The following is a 15,795-nucleotide window of genomic DNA, read 5'->3' on the forward strand; positions in this document are numbered from 1 at the left end:
AGCGAAAACCGAAAGCGAAAAACGCCCCGTGCACTTCCCTGCCCTATGACATCAAACGACCTACACCCCTACCACCGTCATGTCCAGCGGTACGAGCCAGCTAAATGAGTAGCCATACCCAACCCAGCCTGGAATCAGCATTCCGGTCGACTCCCCGTTTTGCCCATCCAATACAACCCGTATCGCGTTGTTAGACAGGGGGCCGTCTAACCCATCCTGACGCATATGGGCCAACAACTGCAAGCAGAGTGACCGTGCCTGACGCGTTGCCGATCGTCGGGCGCTCACACTATTTTCTGCCGGGAGAATTACCGCCAAGCTGCCCTCGGTACGGGTGTTGTAATTATCACGGCGCCCATCTTCAATCGTGTCTGCATACTGCTCCCAAATCAGCACAGGTCCACTGGCGTCAAGTGTGTTCTTGGTAGCTTCAATAACAGACTTGTAATCGTCGGCATCAAGAAAGACAAAACGGGGCGTATTGGTAGAATGATTCAGCACACGCCTGGCCAAATCCTGCCCGTAGAGTTCGTAAAATTCGTCCAGCCCTTGCTCAACCAAATCCAGTTCGTTAGTCATTTCGTTTCATCCGTTTTTCAAGTTCGTCCTGCTCTTTGAGTAAACTCTCCAGCACCGGTAGGGCCAAATACAGGTTTGTTTGCTCCAGCTGCTGAAAGCTCCCCAGCGCCGAAGTCTGACGAGCGAGGTTAAGCCCGATGTCTAACCAGGTACCACCCCCGCCCGACCCATCACCCGGACGAAACACATGCCGAAAACGGCTTGCCAGATAGTCCAAACAACCGAGGTAATTCACCAATACACTTTCCAGTAGGGTTTCATCTTCTCGGCTCATTCGTCGCTCCAGACTGCCAATCCGGGCCGGGTTGAACGTACGTTTTGTTTGATCGCTGTACAGAGCCGCTGCCAGTAGTGCCCGGTTTTCTGCTGTTCGGGCAGCCTCGGCCGCCATAAACTCACCAAACGTCAGATGCTCCAGACGGTGCCCAGGGCCATAATAAAAACGCCACCCTATTCGCACACGAGGTACCATCCAGACGTTTGGACGCTCGCGTGTAAAATCAATAAGCGCCAGTAGCGCCAAACGCTGCTCTTCGTCGAGCCAACGCATGTGCCTGTAACGCATCCCGAACCAGAGCTGAAGCAAAGCAAACTCCCCTCCTTCCACCTTCAGCGAGCGCAGAAACTGAAGGTACTGCGGGGCTTTAACTTCTTCCCAGGCAGATGGACCCACAAAGTGCAAGGGTTGGCCATTGACCGAAATAACGACAGAGTTCATTTAGAAGCTGACAATTGCTTTACCCTGCGGCCCGCCCGTCCTGACAGGACCTGCGTCGGTAGGGCGTAGCTCGGTGAGAACGCTATTGAGCCAAAATGCCGCTTCAGAATCGTAGTCTGAAAGGGCTGAAAACAGCAGGTCTTTGTTCGGTGATGATCGGTAATTGAGGGTGAGCACCTGACTGATCGACCTGACTTGAACCCCATCCCCAGTCAGCTCCACTACCTGAGTGCGCAGCGCGTGGGCCATAGCCGCATTCGCCACTGCCCGTTGGAGGTTCGTCATGTATTCCCGCTGTTCGGCACTGGGGGCATCCGGATAGTCCTCCAGAAACGCACGAATTACCGGCATTCGACGATAGCGGGCTTCTACAGTGGCAATACTCGCTTCCAGCGAACGAAAGACTAAACGACTGTTGCGAATGAAGACGTGAGAAGAAAATAACGTCGCGGTTCGGATCAACCGTTCGGGGCTTACGGGGATGTACTCGGAGAAAACCTCCGCATGTTCATCCAGAAACGCGATTGTTGCTTCCAGTGCCTCCAGCCCGTCGGCTTCCAGCTGACGGGTCAACCGATCCACCTGCCACTCAAACGCATCATTTGTATTATCTGTCTTGGTTCGCTGAAGCCCAACATTGCTTATATCGACGTTGCCAACCTGACCCAGTTTAAACAAGGCCATATTGCCAACCACCCGCCGAAAAAGCTGGCGTAGTTCAATCTCCAGAGCCGACGGCTGATTCGCTTCTTTTATCCGATTTACGACCGCCCGCCCAACATACGTGATCAGGATCTGCTCAGCCGATTGGAGATGCGGCTTGTATCGGTCGTATAACAAATCGGAGCTAACGGTGCAGACTTGCCGGAGCTCTGCCGTGTTATTAATTAATTCCATCAGGCTGGTGTATTTTCAGTAGTGGTCGACTTTCCCGTGTCCAACGTGGTCAGTAGGGTATCGCGAATTTTGAAGGTCAGCTCTGGGTAGGTTTTCTTCCACCCATTATACTCTGCCACAAAATCAAGCGGCTCCAACAGGCTCTGCCGGTATGGGCCAGCCTGATTGATGAATATGAGCAGTGCCTCCCGTTTGTCGGATCCACCGGATCGGCTACCCATTTCCTTACTGGCGAATCCGGAAAGCGTAGGATCCCAGCCAAGTGTGTAAAACAGGTTGGCATTCCCCTCCGAATAGTCTTCGTTATATTTGCCTTCTACGTGCGTATCCTTCAGGACATTGATCACCACACCCTGTTCCCGATCTGCGTGGTCAATCCATTTATCGGTGAGCACCGCTGAGTGTGCATTCTCGATATTAGTCAGCTTCGCCATCAGATTCGACAGGAACTCGTCGCGTATTGACATCCGCTCGCTAAACGAACCTTCATCCCATTTTTCCCCGTAGATCTTGCTCCAGTAGTCGATCGTCACCTCGATATGGTAACGGAGGGTCATCTGGTTCTGCATGGCAAACTTTTTGAACTGGGGGATTGCCTCCAATACGTCCAGCCATGACGAACTGATCACGCTGTGATGATTGGCCAGCTGATAGTATGAGCTGTTAGGGGAAGGGTAACTGAGTGGGTAAATGTATTTCCAGCTGGAACCCGCCCGTACCTGCGCCACCCGGTCCCAGTCGTACGGGTTAATCGCAGGTATCATAATGGTGTCCGTATCCGTCGCTGTTGCGGACGGCCAATTGGCGTTGAGATATACCCTATCCATTCGCCCGGTCGTCTCGTCCATCCGACCCCAGCGACAATAACTGGTTTCATTGGCGTGCAATTGCACGATGGTCTTGCGGTCTTTCGACAAAATGAACTCCGGGAATCCATTCACGAACCAGGCAAAGTCTTTCGCCATTTCCCTGAGATACCGCTTTGTCGTGATGTCTTTAAGGAAGGCCCGGATACGTGGATCGTCAACCATGGTATCACTCTCCTCATCCACTGTTGCAATCACACCACCGCCCAACCAGAGCGCAGCCTTTTTGTCCAGCGTTTCGGGGATAACCGTATTGCGTTGATAGCGACGGACGATCTGCTGCGGGAAGTCATTTCCATCGCCCCAATAAACCAGGTGCTCATCTCCTGCGCTCAGCTCCCGTTTGATTGTGGGTTGCGTCGGGTCAGCATGAGGGATCTTCGTCTCTGCTGAAGGGCGTCCTATAACCGGCAAGCCAGTAACTACAGCCTGATACGTCGGCATGTAGGCAATAGTGCCGTTGTTGTTGTAATGTACCTGGTCGCTCATCGTACTGGCTTACCGTTTATTTCCAAAATGAGATGAATGTGAATCTTCCGGATCTGGTCCGTATCCAGCCCTCGTATGTTCCGAGTCCAGTTGGCTGCGTGATTAGGTCGCTTCGATTTAGGGCCCTGATCATCAACACGGGCAGCGTCACGGTCAGAGGCTTTTACTCGCCCTCCTGCTACGTGCCAAACTGCCCGCTTATAATGAATGATCTCCCCGCCGGTTCCCTTCGCCTGGTCGGCTGTACAGAACGTGATCGAAAAAGGTCGCGGGCACCCTTTGGCATCGGTATCCTCCAGAATAGCCAGTGCCTCTTTCCAGTCGATTACATCGCGTGATTGGTTTTTGTGAACTGCCATTGACGTTTAACAGAGCCCAAAATTTACGCTTGTAAACCCCGCCTTCTATGACGTCAACCGACCTACGCACGCCTGTCATTGCACTCGTACCGAGTCGGTGTTAACTTTCGCTATGACGACTGATCAAGCACTGGAGCTATTGCTTTGCTCCCCTGCCTATCTCCGAACCTGGCTAAAATCCGGACGAACCAAACAGGCGCGTGGGTATTTACGATACCGGCTCAGGAAGGGAACTCTGCGAAATGAAACGAAGGAGAACCTCCTGAAATCGTTTAATTTTTCCGTGCGGACGGTGCAGCAATGGGCAACTCCAGACAAAAACGTCTAAAAACCCCAACGCTCATTTTGTCCCTATTTATGTTTCGTTTTCAGGGGTTTACAGATCGTTTTGATTGCGTTTCTGCAATGAGTATTTCATGGTATTTTTATCGTTTTTTGCCTCAATTCACTGACAAACAGCCGTTTTTTTTCTGCGCCCCGAATTTTAGTGATCATGGTCTGACGGAAAAGCCCGCCACGCGCTAAGGAAGATGTGCAATTGCACACCCCCCTCCGCTGCGATATATGAATGGTCGACCCTATTGGCGCGGGTTGGCCGTCGACCGTCGCCCCGCCTACCTATCTGGAGAACGCAGGCGGCAAGAGATCCTGCTGATTCGTGGATAGAAAGGTCAGGTAATAGAACAGGTTATCGATGGCATCAGTCAGGTGGGTAGTCTTCCACTGATCAATCGCCTTGTTGCGCTCATCCGACTTATCTTTCTCAAAGCCGTGCTTACCTTGCTTGGTACGCGTCTGCGTCATGGCTTCGAACCCAACACGGGTGTTTTCCCGGTTCCAACGCTGGCGGGCGATACGCTCATCACGCTCTGATAATGCTACGCCCCAGGCGTTGTACCGTATGTGATGACCCTTCGTCTGTCCAATATATTCCATCTTCACCCGCCAGCCGTGGCGCTTCAGCTCCTTGTATACCAGGTCAGCGTAGGTTAGTTCGTCTTTCCCGTCTTTCCCCACTGCTGTATGGTCATAGACAAACACCACCTCCTTCTTATAGAAGTACTCATAATACTCACAGAACTTCTGAACCACATCCCGGATTTTAGCTGGAGAAGGGGCATAGAAATGATTGAGATAACGTACTTCATCGTAGCCTGTCATATTCTTTAAAGACAGACGGCTATTACGCTGAGCAACCCATAAACAGTTAAAGCTTGCCCCATAGTCAGGCGATATCACCAACGGCTTATCATGATCGATGTCGGCATCTTTTCGACAATCACGTCGCTTCTGCTTTTCCCAATCCTGCCCATCTATCCAGGCATAATCGACCGCATCATACATGTGATGAGTTGAGTCCAGATCGGGATAGAACCCATTTTCAACGCCCATGTTCCGTTTGCCTAAGATGCTGCTGGCGAACTCGGCAGGGCGCAGGTTCTTATACATGTCTTTATAGTACGATAAGCCCAGCACGTGCACGTTGACGAACGCTGAGGCCTCGATATAATGGGTAACCCCTTTGCGGAGCTGGTTCAGGTAGCCTTCCAGCTTCCTGATCCGGGCAATGCGACTGGCGTTACGGGGAGACGTGGCCAGCTTCTGCTTTTCATGGTAGATCTCCAGCTGAACCGCCAGAATCAACTCAATATTGCGTACGTTGAACTTCTCATTGGCATGCTCTTCAGCTTCGAAGATCCAGCTTGCATCTGGAGTCGTCGGCATATCCGTTGTGAACCACTCCCCGTGGTGCCCACTACAATGACCGAACCTATCCGCTCCACCCCGGTTGATCGGCCGAACCTCCTGATTGAGCTTCTGAGAGTTGAGAAACTTCACTTCGTCGCCTAAAAGCCAGTCGACGCTAAGGCCATTGGCCGTACCTGGGCGATCCTGGCTAACCAGGCGCATAACACTCAGCTTGTCATCCGTCCGAAAAAAGAGGGAGTGTTCGGGAGTCAGCGGGCAGTTGTAGGGCATTTTCAGTCCGTGACCCTTATCTGGAAATCGCCTGACCCAATAGTCCACGTCGCGCTGATAACCCAGGCGATGAAAACCATTAAATAGTGCAGGTAGGGTTCGGTCAAGCAGCTGTATATAGGTTGTCCCCAGCGCCACCCCAGATGAGCGAGGCATTTCCGTGATATTCATATGCACTCGCGGGGCCAAAATACCGTCTGATTTACCACCCCCTCGCCCGATCACCGCCGTGCAGTTTTGAGCACCGACCGTCAGAGCCGCCAACTGGGCGTAATTCATGTGTCGGTCTTCGACCGAGATACCCTCGTCAGCGAGTGCTTCCGGATCGGGATCCAGGGCCGTCAATACTTTAAGCAGGCTGTCTTCCATCGTCAGGTAGCATTTCAAAATCAGTGTCTTCGATCATCAATTCACGGCGTGCTTTTTCCCCAATAAACTTCTCGACGGTCTGAAGTAAGTTGGGTACAGGCTTCGCTCCTACCAGGGCAGGATTAAACGCAATGTTGAGAATAACCGTCTTGGAGCCTCCTTCACTATGCTGCGGCTGATCAAAACCACCCAGCTTGATCAGGTTCGTGTGGCAGGCTGCCCGGATAGAATCTTTACTCGTTGTTTGCTCCAGTTTGCTGATTCGGGCTTTCAATAAAACCTTCTCAAATTCGACATTCACCGTTTCCATACTGGCGAAGTATCGTTTGCAGTCCCGCACATGCCGCCAGGCCGAGCCCTCGCTCAGCTCCTCAAAATCATCACACAGCCGATCCACCACGTCCGAGTCGGTGCGGATCGTCGGATCATCACCCAGGAAATAGCTGCGGGCGGCCTTCCAATACATTACCCGGTCCGCCAGATCTGGAGGCAGAGGCTGCCCCCGATCATAATATCGACGAATGCGCTCAAAGGCATCTTCAAATCGTTCGTGTTCGGTTTTCATTCTCGATGCGCTGTTTTTCGGTTTCGTAATGCGCCAGCAGCCGTTGAGCTTCCACTCGTCGGGGACTATCAGCCGGTAATTTCTTCAGCAGAGAGCGATAACGGCTCACGTACGTACGCACATTCATCAGGGTCAATACCTGCTCCTGAGCTTCATCCGGGCTTTGGTCAATTGGCAAATAGCCGTGCTCCCGCCAAAAACCTATTTTCCCGAAAAGACTGTCCAGCTCTTTGCCGATCGCCAGGATCCGCAGGGCATCCGCCTGACGGCCGTCCGCGTCGGGGCTATCCATCCGAGCCCGCAGCCTGGCCTTCAGCTCAACGCGTTCGTTCATCAACTTCTGCGCTTCCTGCTCCAGCTGTAGCACCGCAGCCGGACGATGCACTTCCCGATCAGCAGGTGTTGTAGGCAAAACCGCAGGGTCGGATACCGGAATCTGCTTTTGCAATTCTTCCCGGAGACGGTTCCGGTTATAGGTGTTCTCTCCTTTGCTAAGGCAGGCAAACAAGAAGGGCGATACCTGACTACCAAGCAGGGCCAATCCCTCCATGTAGTCGCCGTCAGTATCGAGCCAGTGTTGAATAGGGTTCATAGGGTCAGGGTTTACCAATACACTTACATTCTGGATAAAAAAAAATGGCAGGCAGGATATCCCGCCCGCCATTTCCGGGTCTACAGTTGTTCAACAATAATGCTACTTTTCCTTAATGTGCGGCCAACCCAACTCCAGCAACTGCTTTGCGTCACTGTCTGTCAGATCATTCAGTTTGTACTCTTTCCCCGTTAGGGACACGTGTACAGTACTGTCCGGGTCAAGACCTACAATCTCGTAAACCTTCGTCGAGGTGGCAGTAGTACCAGTGGTAGGGGCCGGCAGCTCCGTGCCTGACGCCCCTCCTTTTTTTGTTTCGCTCATCGATCTATCGTGAAAGAATCAGAATCTAATTCACTTGCCTTATGCGCCTGCGCCTAACATGGGCACCGTGGCAGCCGTGTACTTAATGATAGCCGGCATGAAACACTCGAAGCTGAAGAGCGTACCGCGACCATCGCCTGAGTTGTTTGTCGTATCGTAGGCAGGAGTAATGAGTGCCTGAAACTCCTCAGACCCGATCTGAATCAGTTCTGTCGAACCCGGCAGCGGGAACAGAATGATAAACCGGTCGTGGATGGCCTGATTCTGAAAAGCAATGATCTCATCGCCCTCCCCTGGGTGGTAGAACTCCCCTTTGCCCATGAAGCTCTTCCGATCACGGCCGCCAATAGCTTCATTCATGTACTTACCGGTATCAGGCGTCACGTACATTTTAATGAACCCTTTGCCCGCTTTCATTACGTGAGCCGTCGTGATCTTGTACCGATCAGCTACATTGGTTGCGGCTGCGTTAGGAGCCTGGAGGGTTTGGAAGTCATCATAGGGCGCAATCAGGATGTACTGCTTGCTACCTCCCATCCGTGATACCGGGGCCGGCGTGCCGATGTTTTGATATGTCAGCGTTCCCATTATTAGTCTTCCAGTTTACGCAGAAAACCAACGCCCGCGTTCACGAGTGTCTTCTGCAATTCCTTGTCTTTGATTACCTGCGCAGCTGTGTAGGTTTCCCGCTTATAGGTGAACGTGGGTGCCTCAATCGCGTAACGATCTTTGCCAAACGTAAACGTGGGTACCGTTTCTGGTTCGGCCTGCAACTTGTTGAGGGCCTTCTCCAATTCTTCAATCGTCTGGCCTTGCCCCTGCACAACCGACGCGGCCGTTTCCAGTTCTGCCTCCAGCTCTTCGATCCGTTTCGTCGACGCATCACTCGCTGCAACCAGATCCTGATACTTAGTCGTCACGGTTTCGAGAGTACGCTGCGTAGACGCCAGCTCGCTGTTCAGCGTCGCCAACTCACTGTTTTTCTGGTTAAGAAGCTCGTTGAGCTGCTCAGGGCTAAGCTGCTCCTGGAGCTGCTCAGCTGGTTTCGTGTTTGCCATAATAAAAATGGGTTGTGGTGCACTCGCAGGGGTGACACCACAACACCTGTCTCGGGTTTAGGCTTGATCGTTACAGAATACGACGTCCGGCAAAATAAAGCCGACACCGGTCCACCAGTCGGTCAGGAACTTCACCAAACGCTCCTGGAGCTGCACATCAACGAGCTTCTGGTTCTGGGTTTTCTTTTTGAGCACCACCATGTTTTCACGCGGAGTTGCCCAGATTCGTTTGCTGGTACCGTGCGAGGGCATCGCCTTAATGGTCAGCTCCCGGAAACGCACCTTCAGTCCATTTGTGGCGGCTACTGTATTCTTACCGTACTTCTCCAGCTCACCACGCTGATACATCGTCATCAGGTCTTCGCTCAAACGCAGCGACATGGCCTTGTTGCGGTACACCTCCGTGATCTGGTCAGAAAACTCTTCCACGTAGTCCACAAACTCCTTATCGGCATTCAGACCGGTCGGAATTGCGCCCATGGCGATCGGCGTAATCTTGTTCGCCGTGATCTGCTTGGTAATCGTCGTCAGATAACCATCCATCGACGTACCCGTCAGGCCCGCTGTGCCAGCAGTGGGCGCAGCGTACACACCCCGGCCGAACTCCTTCAGCTCCATGTCTTCCGCGATCTGGGGGAAGAACTTCTTCTCCAGGTACCAGCGGATGAACGGCCACTCCGAACGCTTCAGCTTACCATCTGCCAAAAAGCCAAGCCAGCTGGCCTCCAGATCGTCGGGCCACTCCTGCGTATCCACTTTCATGTGATACTGACGGATCTCCAACGGCGTAACCGTCACGGTGCCACGGGGCGTAAATTGCTTCTGGAACGGCTGCACCAACGAATCAACCGTTGTTTTGGCAGCCCGCCAGATGGTATCGTCGGTTACGACCGGTGTAAACTCAGCCTCCGACACAAACGGTTGGCGTGCCACCTCATACAACGAGGCCATATTTTGGCCTGAGTTGAGGTAGTACGCCCCGTATTCGGTAATGATGTCAGCTATTTGCACTGCTGTATAAGGTTTAGGGTGTACTCAATTATTTGGCGAACATGGGGTTCTGATCAACCGCCTTGTTGTGAGGCAGGTTAGCCAGGATCTGCTCAGCCGTCAGCGTCGACTGCCCCGTATCAGGAGCCTCATCAGCCGGGCGGTTCGGATTGGTCGGCGTAGAACCCGGCTGGGATCCAAATTTCTCGGCCTGCTCTTTGTAGTCATTCCGCTCCGCAATGAGTGTTTCGAGCTGCGCCTGGATACTCTCCAGCGTCGGGGCTGTTTTGTCCGCTGGGGGCGTTACACCACTCAGTTTTGCTTTGAGCTCTGCCACCTGCTCCACCAGAGAGGTTGCCTCTTCGAACTCCTTGCTGCCGACTACGGCCACGCTCTCAATGCCAGCGGCTTTGAGTTCGGCCGCAATGGCCTGAATTTGCTCAGGCGTTACCTGATCGGGCGCAAGCCCTTTTACTGCCAGCAACGTGGGCAGTTTGACGTATCCTAACATGGTATCAGATTGATTAATTGACGATTCGTAACTATATCCGTAGCTCCAGTTTTCGCACAGCAAAAACGTATTCTCCAGGGCGGTACGCAGGTCGCTAATGCCCGTAATCAGGCCCATCTCCAGCGCGACGTCGGCCGTCACCAGCGCCCCTTTACGTGGGTCAATGCCGTCCACGATCTTCAGATCCGGACGGCGTTCTTCTACCAACTGAATGAAACGTTCAGCAACCCGCGCCATCTTCGTTTCCATCGGCACGAAATTGCCCGACTGCCCAGCCCGAAATTCAGCGTTCTTCTCTGTCGACTGCGGGGCATACACATCTCGTACAACCGAGCCTTCACCTGGCTTATAGTAGCGGAATGTCGTGTAAGCACCGATAGACCCGATTTCGTCAGTCGGCCGGCTCGCATAAATCGATGTCGCCCCCAGCGCAGCCAGGTACAGCGAGCTGGCCAAATAGCCATGGTCGCAGTACACCGTTACTGGCTTCCCAAACGCCCGGAGGGCATCATAAACGCGGTAGCTGGCGTGCTCAGGACCGCCAGGCCCGTTGAGGCACAGCACCGCCCCAACGATCTGATCCTGCTGCTTCCCCCAGCTCAGTTGCCGCTCAATCCAGCGGGCATCCCAACTTGCCAGCATCCCCTCATGCCGAATCACCAACAGGCCCGTGTTCGGGGCCGGGTTATCAATCGAAATACGGGTGGTTACAAACTCCACGTCGATAATCTCCAGATCTGCCCGTACCTCCTGAAGCGCATGATCAGGAGCCCCGTGGGCCTCCAGTGCGTTCATGATCAGGTTTCCTGCCTGCGGATCAATGAGCCAGGTCGAAGAAAGTTCTTGTGCAGCGAGCGTATGCTTATTCATAGGCTGGGGGTTGCGTTTGCGGGCCGCTGATGGTAAAAGTGAAACCTCTGTCATTAGGCACATCGTCACCCGTACCCTGTATATAGGTAAAGGCAAGCCCCTCAGTAGGCGTGCCGGCTTGGCGTTTCATGCCGTTGTTGTCCACAAACCGGACAAGCACCGTGATGTACATCGCCAGTCTGGCCATGCTGACACCACGGTTTACGTCATCGTCAGGCATAAACCCTTTAACGGTTGTAATCCAGAGCCGACCATTATCGTCGGTACTCTGATCACATTGATAGCTAAGGGTGCCAGGCGTCGTATAAATACGTTGCCAGCTGAAGCCTGGGCGCAGGGTAATGGCAGCGGGGGCGGTCAACGATGCGCGGGTATAGCTCTCGACGCCAGCCGCCGGCACTACCTCCACGTATCGCCCGCCCCCAGGGTTCCATTTTCCACTTCGCTCAAATGCCATGTGGCAAGATTACGCCACCATCTGCCCGGTACGTATGACATCAACCGACCGACGAGAAAGCGCAATCGTCCGCTCCTGAGCCGTATGGCGCTTCTGATGGCGGTAGTAGTAACGCAAAACAGTTAGTAAGGGGAGTTCATCTTCGCTCAGTTCGTAGCGTTGCAGAATACGCATCACCGCTTCGTTGAGCTCCATACCGCATTCGGTACGAATCCGGACTTCACCCACGAGCTTGTCGAGAAACGACATTTTTACGAACTCGTTGAAGTCCAGGATTTTTTGTGGGGAGAGATTGGATCCAAACCCATGCCGTGCCTCCCAGTGAGACATACCAACCATGAGTGAGGCCGTCAAACGACGGTATTTACGGGGAATCGTCCGGGTAGGATAGCGATCCAGGCACGCCCGGAGAAAACTGGAGTAGGGGTTCAAATCATAGGCAATCACCAACGGGCCTGTCCCGTAGTGAAACTGAAGGAATTTCAAAACAACCGGATAAACCGGAATGGGTTGGGTTTTTAAGCTGGACATTCAAACGTTGGGCTGAGCGTTGGCGTCTTGAAATTGGCCCCTATCGTACTTCGTTTATATGACCCCAACCGACCATTCAGAATACTTGGGGCCGTAACACCCAACATAGCGAGGGCGAAAAAAAACGCCCGTCGCTTGCGTTGGGTGTTGCTTTCGCGTCAGTAGGCACACCCGAAAAAGCGTGCCATATCTACGAAGTCGTAGAAGTTGTATAGCCGACCACCACCGGCCAGCCAGACGTTACCACCCTGAACCCCGAAACGCATAAGGTGCGCTCCGTCCGACAGGGCTACGTAGTGTACATTTTCAGTGTCCCCGTTGTCGCGTACCTCAATGCGTTCGTAATCGCATGGTTGACCGGGGCCGGGTAGTGATAGCAGAATCCGAAACAACTCAATAAGCTGCTCTTTCGTTAGGTCAGCATAGGTTTTTCGGGGGGTAGTTGGTACGGGGTTGTTGTGCATCTGGAACTTGTCGTAGTTGTTCCACTGAGCTACAGCAGAACTCAGGTCTGATAGTTCTTTTCGCTCTTTCTCCGTTAGTTCGCGACCATACAGCTTACGATATTCCAGAATATCAATACGCTTCTGTATTCGCTTACATTCTGCATTGCTGACAATTCTGAGTCTGGTTTTCTCCATTTATTTCCGGGTTCCGGGCGACAAGCCGCCCGCCTGTGAGGTTAGTTTTTTCAACCCAACATAGCAGGTGTGTACAGGTCAACACCTGCGGGTGTTGGGTGAAAGGGTCACTCATTCATTAGCTCTTCGACTAATTCAGGGTCGGGCTGTTCCCGCCATTGTGTACGGGGATAGTTGTTTGATATTTGCCACCCCTCAGTAACAATGCTATCGAGTTGAGCGTGTGCTACATCACACTGCATTGCTGTCATGTAGGGGTGATTCTCTATCAGATGGTGGAGCATCTGAATCGCTGTCAATAATTCTTGGTCACGTGTCATAGAAAAATTAAGTTATTTGCGACAGGATGCGTCTTGTTTATAGGCCTTAACAAACTTGGATAGATACCCCATGTAGCCCGCACACAACACCTCTTTGTTGGGATCATTGGCGACGGTAACACAATACACTTTGCGCCTATTCACCGTCAGATTTTGAAACAGATCTAACCCCTTCGCGGAGCACTGCTTCTGTAATGCTTTTTGAGTAATCATCGAAAAAATCGTTTTAGTGGATACTGTTCGAACCTCATGTAAAAACCCGTCGACGGTTTGCCAATTTCAACGGTAAAGCCATGCCAGACCGCCAGAGCAAAAACGACCACCAACAAGCCAATCATCATATAGCTGAGTACAGGTTTCATCTTAAAAGTGAAGTCTGATTTGATTGTAGAACCGCCCCGTTTTTCCATACTTCCGCTTCTCCGCATTGTCTTTCCGGTCGTGCTTCAGATGGCAATTCTGGCAGAGCGCCTTCAGATTCTCCAGATCGTTGTTGGCTGTGTCGTGATCCAGATGCGCCGTCGTCAGAATCACCACCGACAGTTTTGCCACGCCCGCGTCTGCTGCATCTGCATTATAGGCAGCTACGTAGTTGCGGGCTTGGCGATATGAGCAGTGGCCACGGCCCAACTCATCGGCTGTGGCATTGCCCCGCAGCGGTACCCACTTTCCTTCCTCCCATCGGCCTACCGCGTAGTTCCGAACTCCGCAGGCCTCGCAGTGCCAACGGGCTCTGATCAGCCGGACGAACCGGCTGATCTTTTCCCATTGCGGATGGTATTTCTTCCGATCAATTGGCATCGTTAGAAGTTAGAAGGGTAAATCTTCGTCGCCGGATTGGCTCTGAAATGGTACCGCGCCATGTGCAGATGCGGGGGCGGATACAGGAGCCGGGGCAGGTGCTGGAGCTGAAACGGGTTGCGGGCGGTTGGCCGTCACGGCCGATTGCGTCGTGATCAACTCGACCTTCCACGCGTCGTTGGTGGTAATAACAATCTCCTTACCGGTTTGCTTGCTAACGACCTTCCGCCCAGAGAGGTTGAAGCTCACTTTGACCGTTTGCCCCTTTTTCAAATTATCGACCAACGCAACCTTATCCTGCTTCAACTGAAACTCGGGGGTGTTAGGATACTCCGGGTTTGTGGTCAGGTCGACATAGAATTTCCGTGTAGCAAACGTACCATCCCGGCCAACAAACTCGGTGGAACCTGCGCCTAAAAACGTACCAGTGATTGACAATTGATTTGACATGACAAAAAATAGTTTAGAGTGTTTAAATGCGTTTTAAAACGGGGCGTCCGGAAGTTCAACCGGCAACCGCCACTGACTAACAGCACGGGCATGAGCCGCCCGCAATTCAATTTCCTCGTCGATCAGAGCCAGGGTTGATCGCCATACCTGCCGCATCTCCGGCATCCGATCCTGCGCGATGGCGTTTTGGTAGCTTCGTTGATCCGTCAGCAGATCGGCATCCGACGCTTTCCGGATCTGGTTCCTTACGTCGAGCATGGTAGGTTACGAGAAAAAGGCTTTTACAATCTTGGGCAGGCTCTTGAAGGAAACCGTACCCATACCCTTTGCAGCCTCGGAGTGAGACTCGATATAGGCATCAACCGAGCCAATACAGACCTCGTGGGGCGAATCAGACCGGATCTCCATTTGTACGTAATTGGTGCCGACAAATACATCACCATGACCATGTCCGGTATAGCTTACATCGTCGACGATCACCGCCTGCGTCTCGCTTACGTAATGCGTCAGGTCATGCCGCTCCTCTCCGTTCATGAATGATTGGCTGAAAGTGATCAGCTGACGGGGCGCATCAACGGGGGCCGGCCGTTTGGCTACCAACAGTAGGCGCTCGTCGAGGTTAGCAGTCAGCTCCTCAATCGCTTTCTGATCCCGACCCAGTGCCCGCATCGCCCGCTCAGGGTTCGCAAACATCCACTCGGGCGAGTAGTCATCACTCACAAACAGTACCGGCAAATCAGGCATTTCAGCAAATACCACTACCGACAGATACCCAACCTCAGACAGTATCCGTACTCGTACCAGCTCCGATTGATCCCGCAGCGGTTTCAGTGCACCGAGCAGTTTGCCCAGGGTGTTCCCCCACCCGCCAAACGAGTCCAGGTTAATTGAAGCGTCATTCATTGGTTTACTTGATTTATTGTTGAACATGTTTACTCGAAGACTATAGGGGCTCTACCCGTCGCAGGGTACCGGATCGAACCATCGATTCGAAGTCCGTCCGACTGAAATCCGCGGTTTGCTCCTGGGCTACGTTGAGCAGTTCGACACGGCGCAGCGAGCCCGTACTGTCCATGTCGAAGGTGCAGGTAACAATCCAGAGATTTTCCTGCCCATCCAGGTACTTCTGCCACCTGAAAACATCAATGCGGCTGGTTGGCTCTTGTGGTACATTTCCGCGATTTTGCACCACAGATGCGGCCTCATTTTCTGCCATCTTTTTCGCCCAAAACGGGGGGTTGTAGTTTGCTACATTTCTACATTTTGCCAAATCCCTGATTTACAGATACTTGATTTCTATTTTTTGTAGTAACTCTGTAGTAGCTCGGCTACACTTACTACATTGCTACAGGTTTACTACAGCTTTACTACACTTTTTCTACACACTTACTTTTGATTATCAGACACTTAAAACCATTTGTAGTAGTG

The 15,795-nt window shown here is 52.6% G+C and carries 20 protein-coding genes; all 20 read right to left on the reverse strand.

Annotated features, from left to right (window positions below; genetic code table 11):
* Positions 1-60: 60 nt before the first annotated feature.
* Positions 61-579 (reverse strand): hypothetical protein, encoded by a 519-nt coding sequence (locus F5984_RS20520; RefSeq protein WP_152126077.1) that lies wholly within the window; start codon positions 577-579, stop codon positions 61-63.
* The gene (locus tag F5984_RS20525; protein WP_152126078.1) at positions 572-1,297 is read right to left on the reverse strand and encodes a hypothetical protein; all 726 of its coding nucleotides are present in this window, start codon (positions 1,295-1,297) and stop codon (positions 572-574) included. The genes F5984_RS20520 and F5984_RS20525 overlap by 8 nt, the downstream gene beginning before the upstream one ends.
* Positions 1,298-2,194: a DUF6712 family protein gene (locus F5984_RS20530; protein WP_152126079.1), complete on the reverse strand. Its 897-nt coding sequence runs from the start codon at positions 2,192-2,194 to the stop codon at positions 1,298-1,300.
* Positions 2,194-3,549 carry a hypothetical protein gene (locus tag F5984_RS20535; protein WP_152126080.1) on the reverse strand — a complete coding sequence of 452 codons (1,356 nt, stop codon included), beginning with the start codon at positions 3,547-3,549 and terminating at the stop codon, positions 2,194-2,196. The genes F5984_RS20530 and F5984_RS20535 overlap by 1 nt, the downstream gene beginning before the upstream one ends.
* Positions 3,546-3,908, reverse strand: a complete 363-nt coding sequence (locus tag F5984_RS20540; RefSeq protein WP_221412972.1) for a hypothetical protein — start codon at positions 3,906-3,908, stop codon at positions 3,546-3,548. Before F5984_RS20540 ends, F5984_RS20535 begins: the two co-directional genes overlap by 4 nt.
* 618 nt (positions 3,909-4,526) lie before the next feature.
* Positions 4,527-6,257, reverse strand: coding sequence for a hypothetical protein (locus F5984_RS20545; protein WP_152126081.1), 1,731 nt, complete (start codon positions 6,255-6,257; stop codon positions 4,527-4,529).
* On the reverse strand, positions 6,238-6,822 hold the full coding sequence (locus tag F5984_RS20550) for a hypothetical protein (RefSeq protein ID WP_152126082.1): 585 nt from the start codon (positions 6,820-6,822) through the stop codon (positions 6,238-6,240). Before F5984_RS20550 ends, F5984_RS20545 begins: the two co-directional genes overlap by 20 nt.
* Complete coding sequence (locus F5984_RS20555; RefSeq protein WP_152126083.1) at positions 6,797-7,414, reverse strand: hypothetical protein; 618 nt, start codon at positions 7,412-7,414, stop codon at positions 6,797-6,799. The genes F5984_RS20550 and F5984_RS20555 overlap by 26 nt, the downstream gene beginning before the upstream one ends.
* Positions 7,415-7,777: 363 nt before the next feature.
* Entirely contained in the window at positions 7,778-8,326 is a 549-nt protein-coding gene (locus F5984_RS20560) for a hypothetical protein (RefSeq protein WP_152126084.1), read from the reverse strand.
* A gap of 2 nt (positions 8,327-8,328) precedes the next feature.
* On the reverse strand, positions 8,329-8,796 hold the full coding sequence (locus F5984_RS20565; protein WP_152126085.1) for a hypothetical protein: 468 nt from the start codon (positions 8,794-8,796) through the stop codon (positions 8,329-8,331).
* A gap of 57 nt (positions 8,797-8,853) precedes the next feature.
* Positions 8,854-9,807, reverse strand: coding sequence for a hypothetical protein (locus tag F5984_RS20570; protein ID WP_152126086.1), 954 nt, complete (start codon positions 9,805-9,807; stop codon positions 8,854-8,856).
* A 28-nt stretch (positions 9,808-9,835) separates the two neighbouring features.
* Positions 9,836-11,167: a S49 family peptidase domain-containing protein gene (locus tag F5984_RS20575; RefSeq protein ID WP_152126087.1), complete on the reverse strand. Its 1,332-nt coding sequence runs from the start codon at positions 11,165-11,167 to the stop codon at positions 9,836-9,838.
* Positions 11,160-11,624: a hypothetical protein gene (locus tag F5984_RS20580; RefSeq protein WP_152126088.1), complete on the reverse strand. Its 465-nt coding sequence runs from the start codon at positions 11,622-11,624 to the stop codon at positions 11,160-11,162. The genes F5984_RS20575 and F5984_RS20580 overlap by 8 nt, the downstream gene beginning before the upstream one ends.
* A gap of 9 nt (positions 11,625-11,633) precedes the next feature.
* Entirely contained in the window at positions 11,634-12,155 is a 522-nt protein-coding gene (locus tag F5984_RS20585) for a hypothetical protein (RefSeq protein WP_152126089.1), read from the reverse strand.
* A gap of 158 nt (positions 12,156-12,313) precedes the next feature.
* Complete coding sequence (locus F5984_RS20590; RefSeq protein WP_152126090.1) at positions 12,314-12,796, reverse strand: hypothetical protein; 483 nt, start codon at positions 12,794-12,796, stop codon at positions 12,314-12,316.
* Positions 12,797-13,479: 683 nt separating this feature from the next.
* Positions 13,480-13,917, reverse strand: a complete 438-nt coding sequence (locus tag F5984_RS20595) for a hypothetical protein (protein ID WP_152126091.1) — start codon at positions 13,915-13,917, stop codon at positions 13,480-13,482.
* Between the two features lie 9 nt (positions 13,918-13,926).
* On the reverse strand, positions 13,927-14,367 hold the full coding sequence (locus F5984_RS20600) for a DUF3127 domain-containing protein (protein ID WP_152126092.1): 441 nt from the start codon (positions 14,365-14,367) through the stop codon (positions 13,927-13,929).
* 33 nt (positions 14,368-14,400) lie between these two features.
* Positions 14,401-14,625, reverse strand: coding sequence for a hypothetical protein (locus F5984_RS20605; protein WP_152126093.1), 225 nt, complete (start codon positions 14,623-14,625; stop codon positions 14,401-14,403).
* Positions 14,626-14,631: 6 nt separating this feature from the next.
* Positions 14,632-15,270: a hypothetical protein gene (locus F5984_RS20610; protein ID WP_152126094.1), complete on the reverse strand. Its 639-nt coding sequence runs from the start codon at positions 15,268-15,270 to the stop codon at positions 14,632-14,634.
* A gap of 40 nt (positions 15,271-15,310) precedes the next feature.
* Entirely contained in the window at positions 15,311-15,583 is a 273-nt protein-coding gene (locus F5984_RS20615; protein WP_152126095.1) for a hypothetical protein, read from the reverse strand.
* Positions 15,584-15,795 lie beyond the last annotated feature (212 nt).

The organism is Rudanella paleaurantiibacter (genome assembly GCF_009184635.1).
GTDB lineage: Bacteria > Bacteroidota > Bacteroidia > Cytophagales > Spirosomataceae > Rudanella > Rudanella paleaurantiibacter.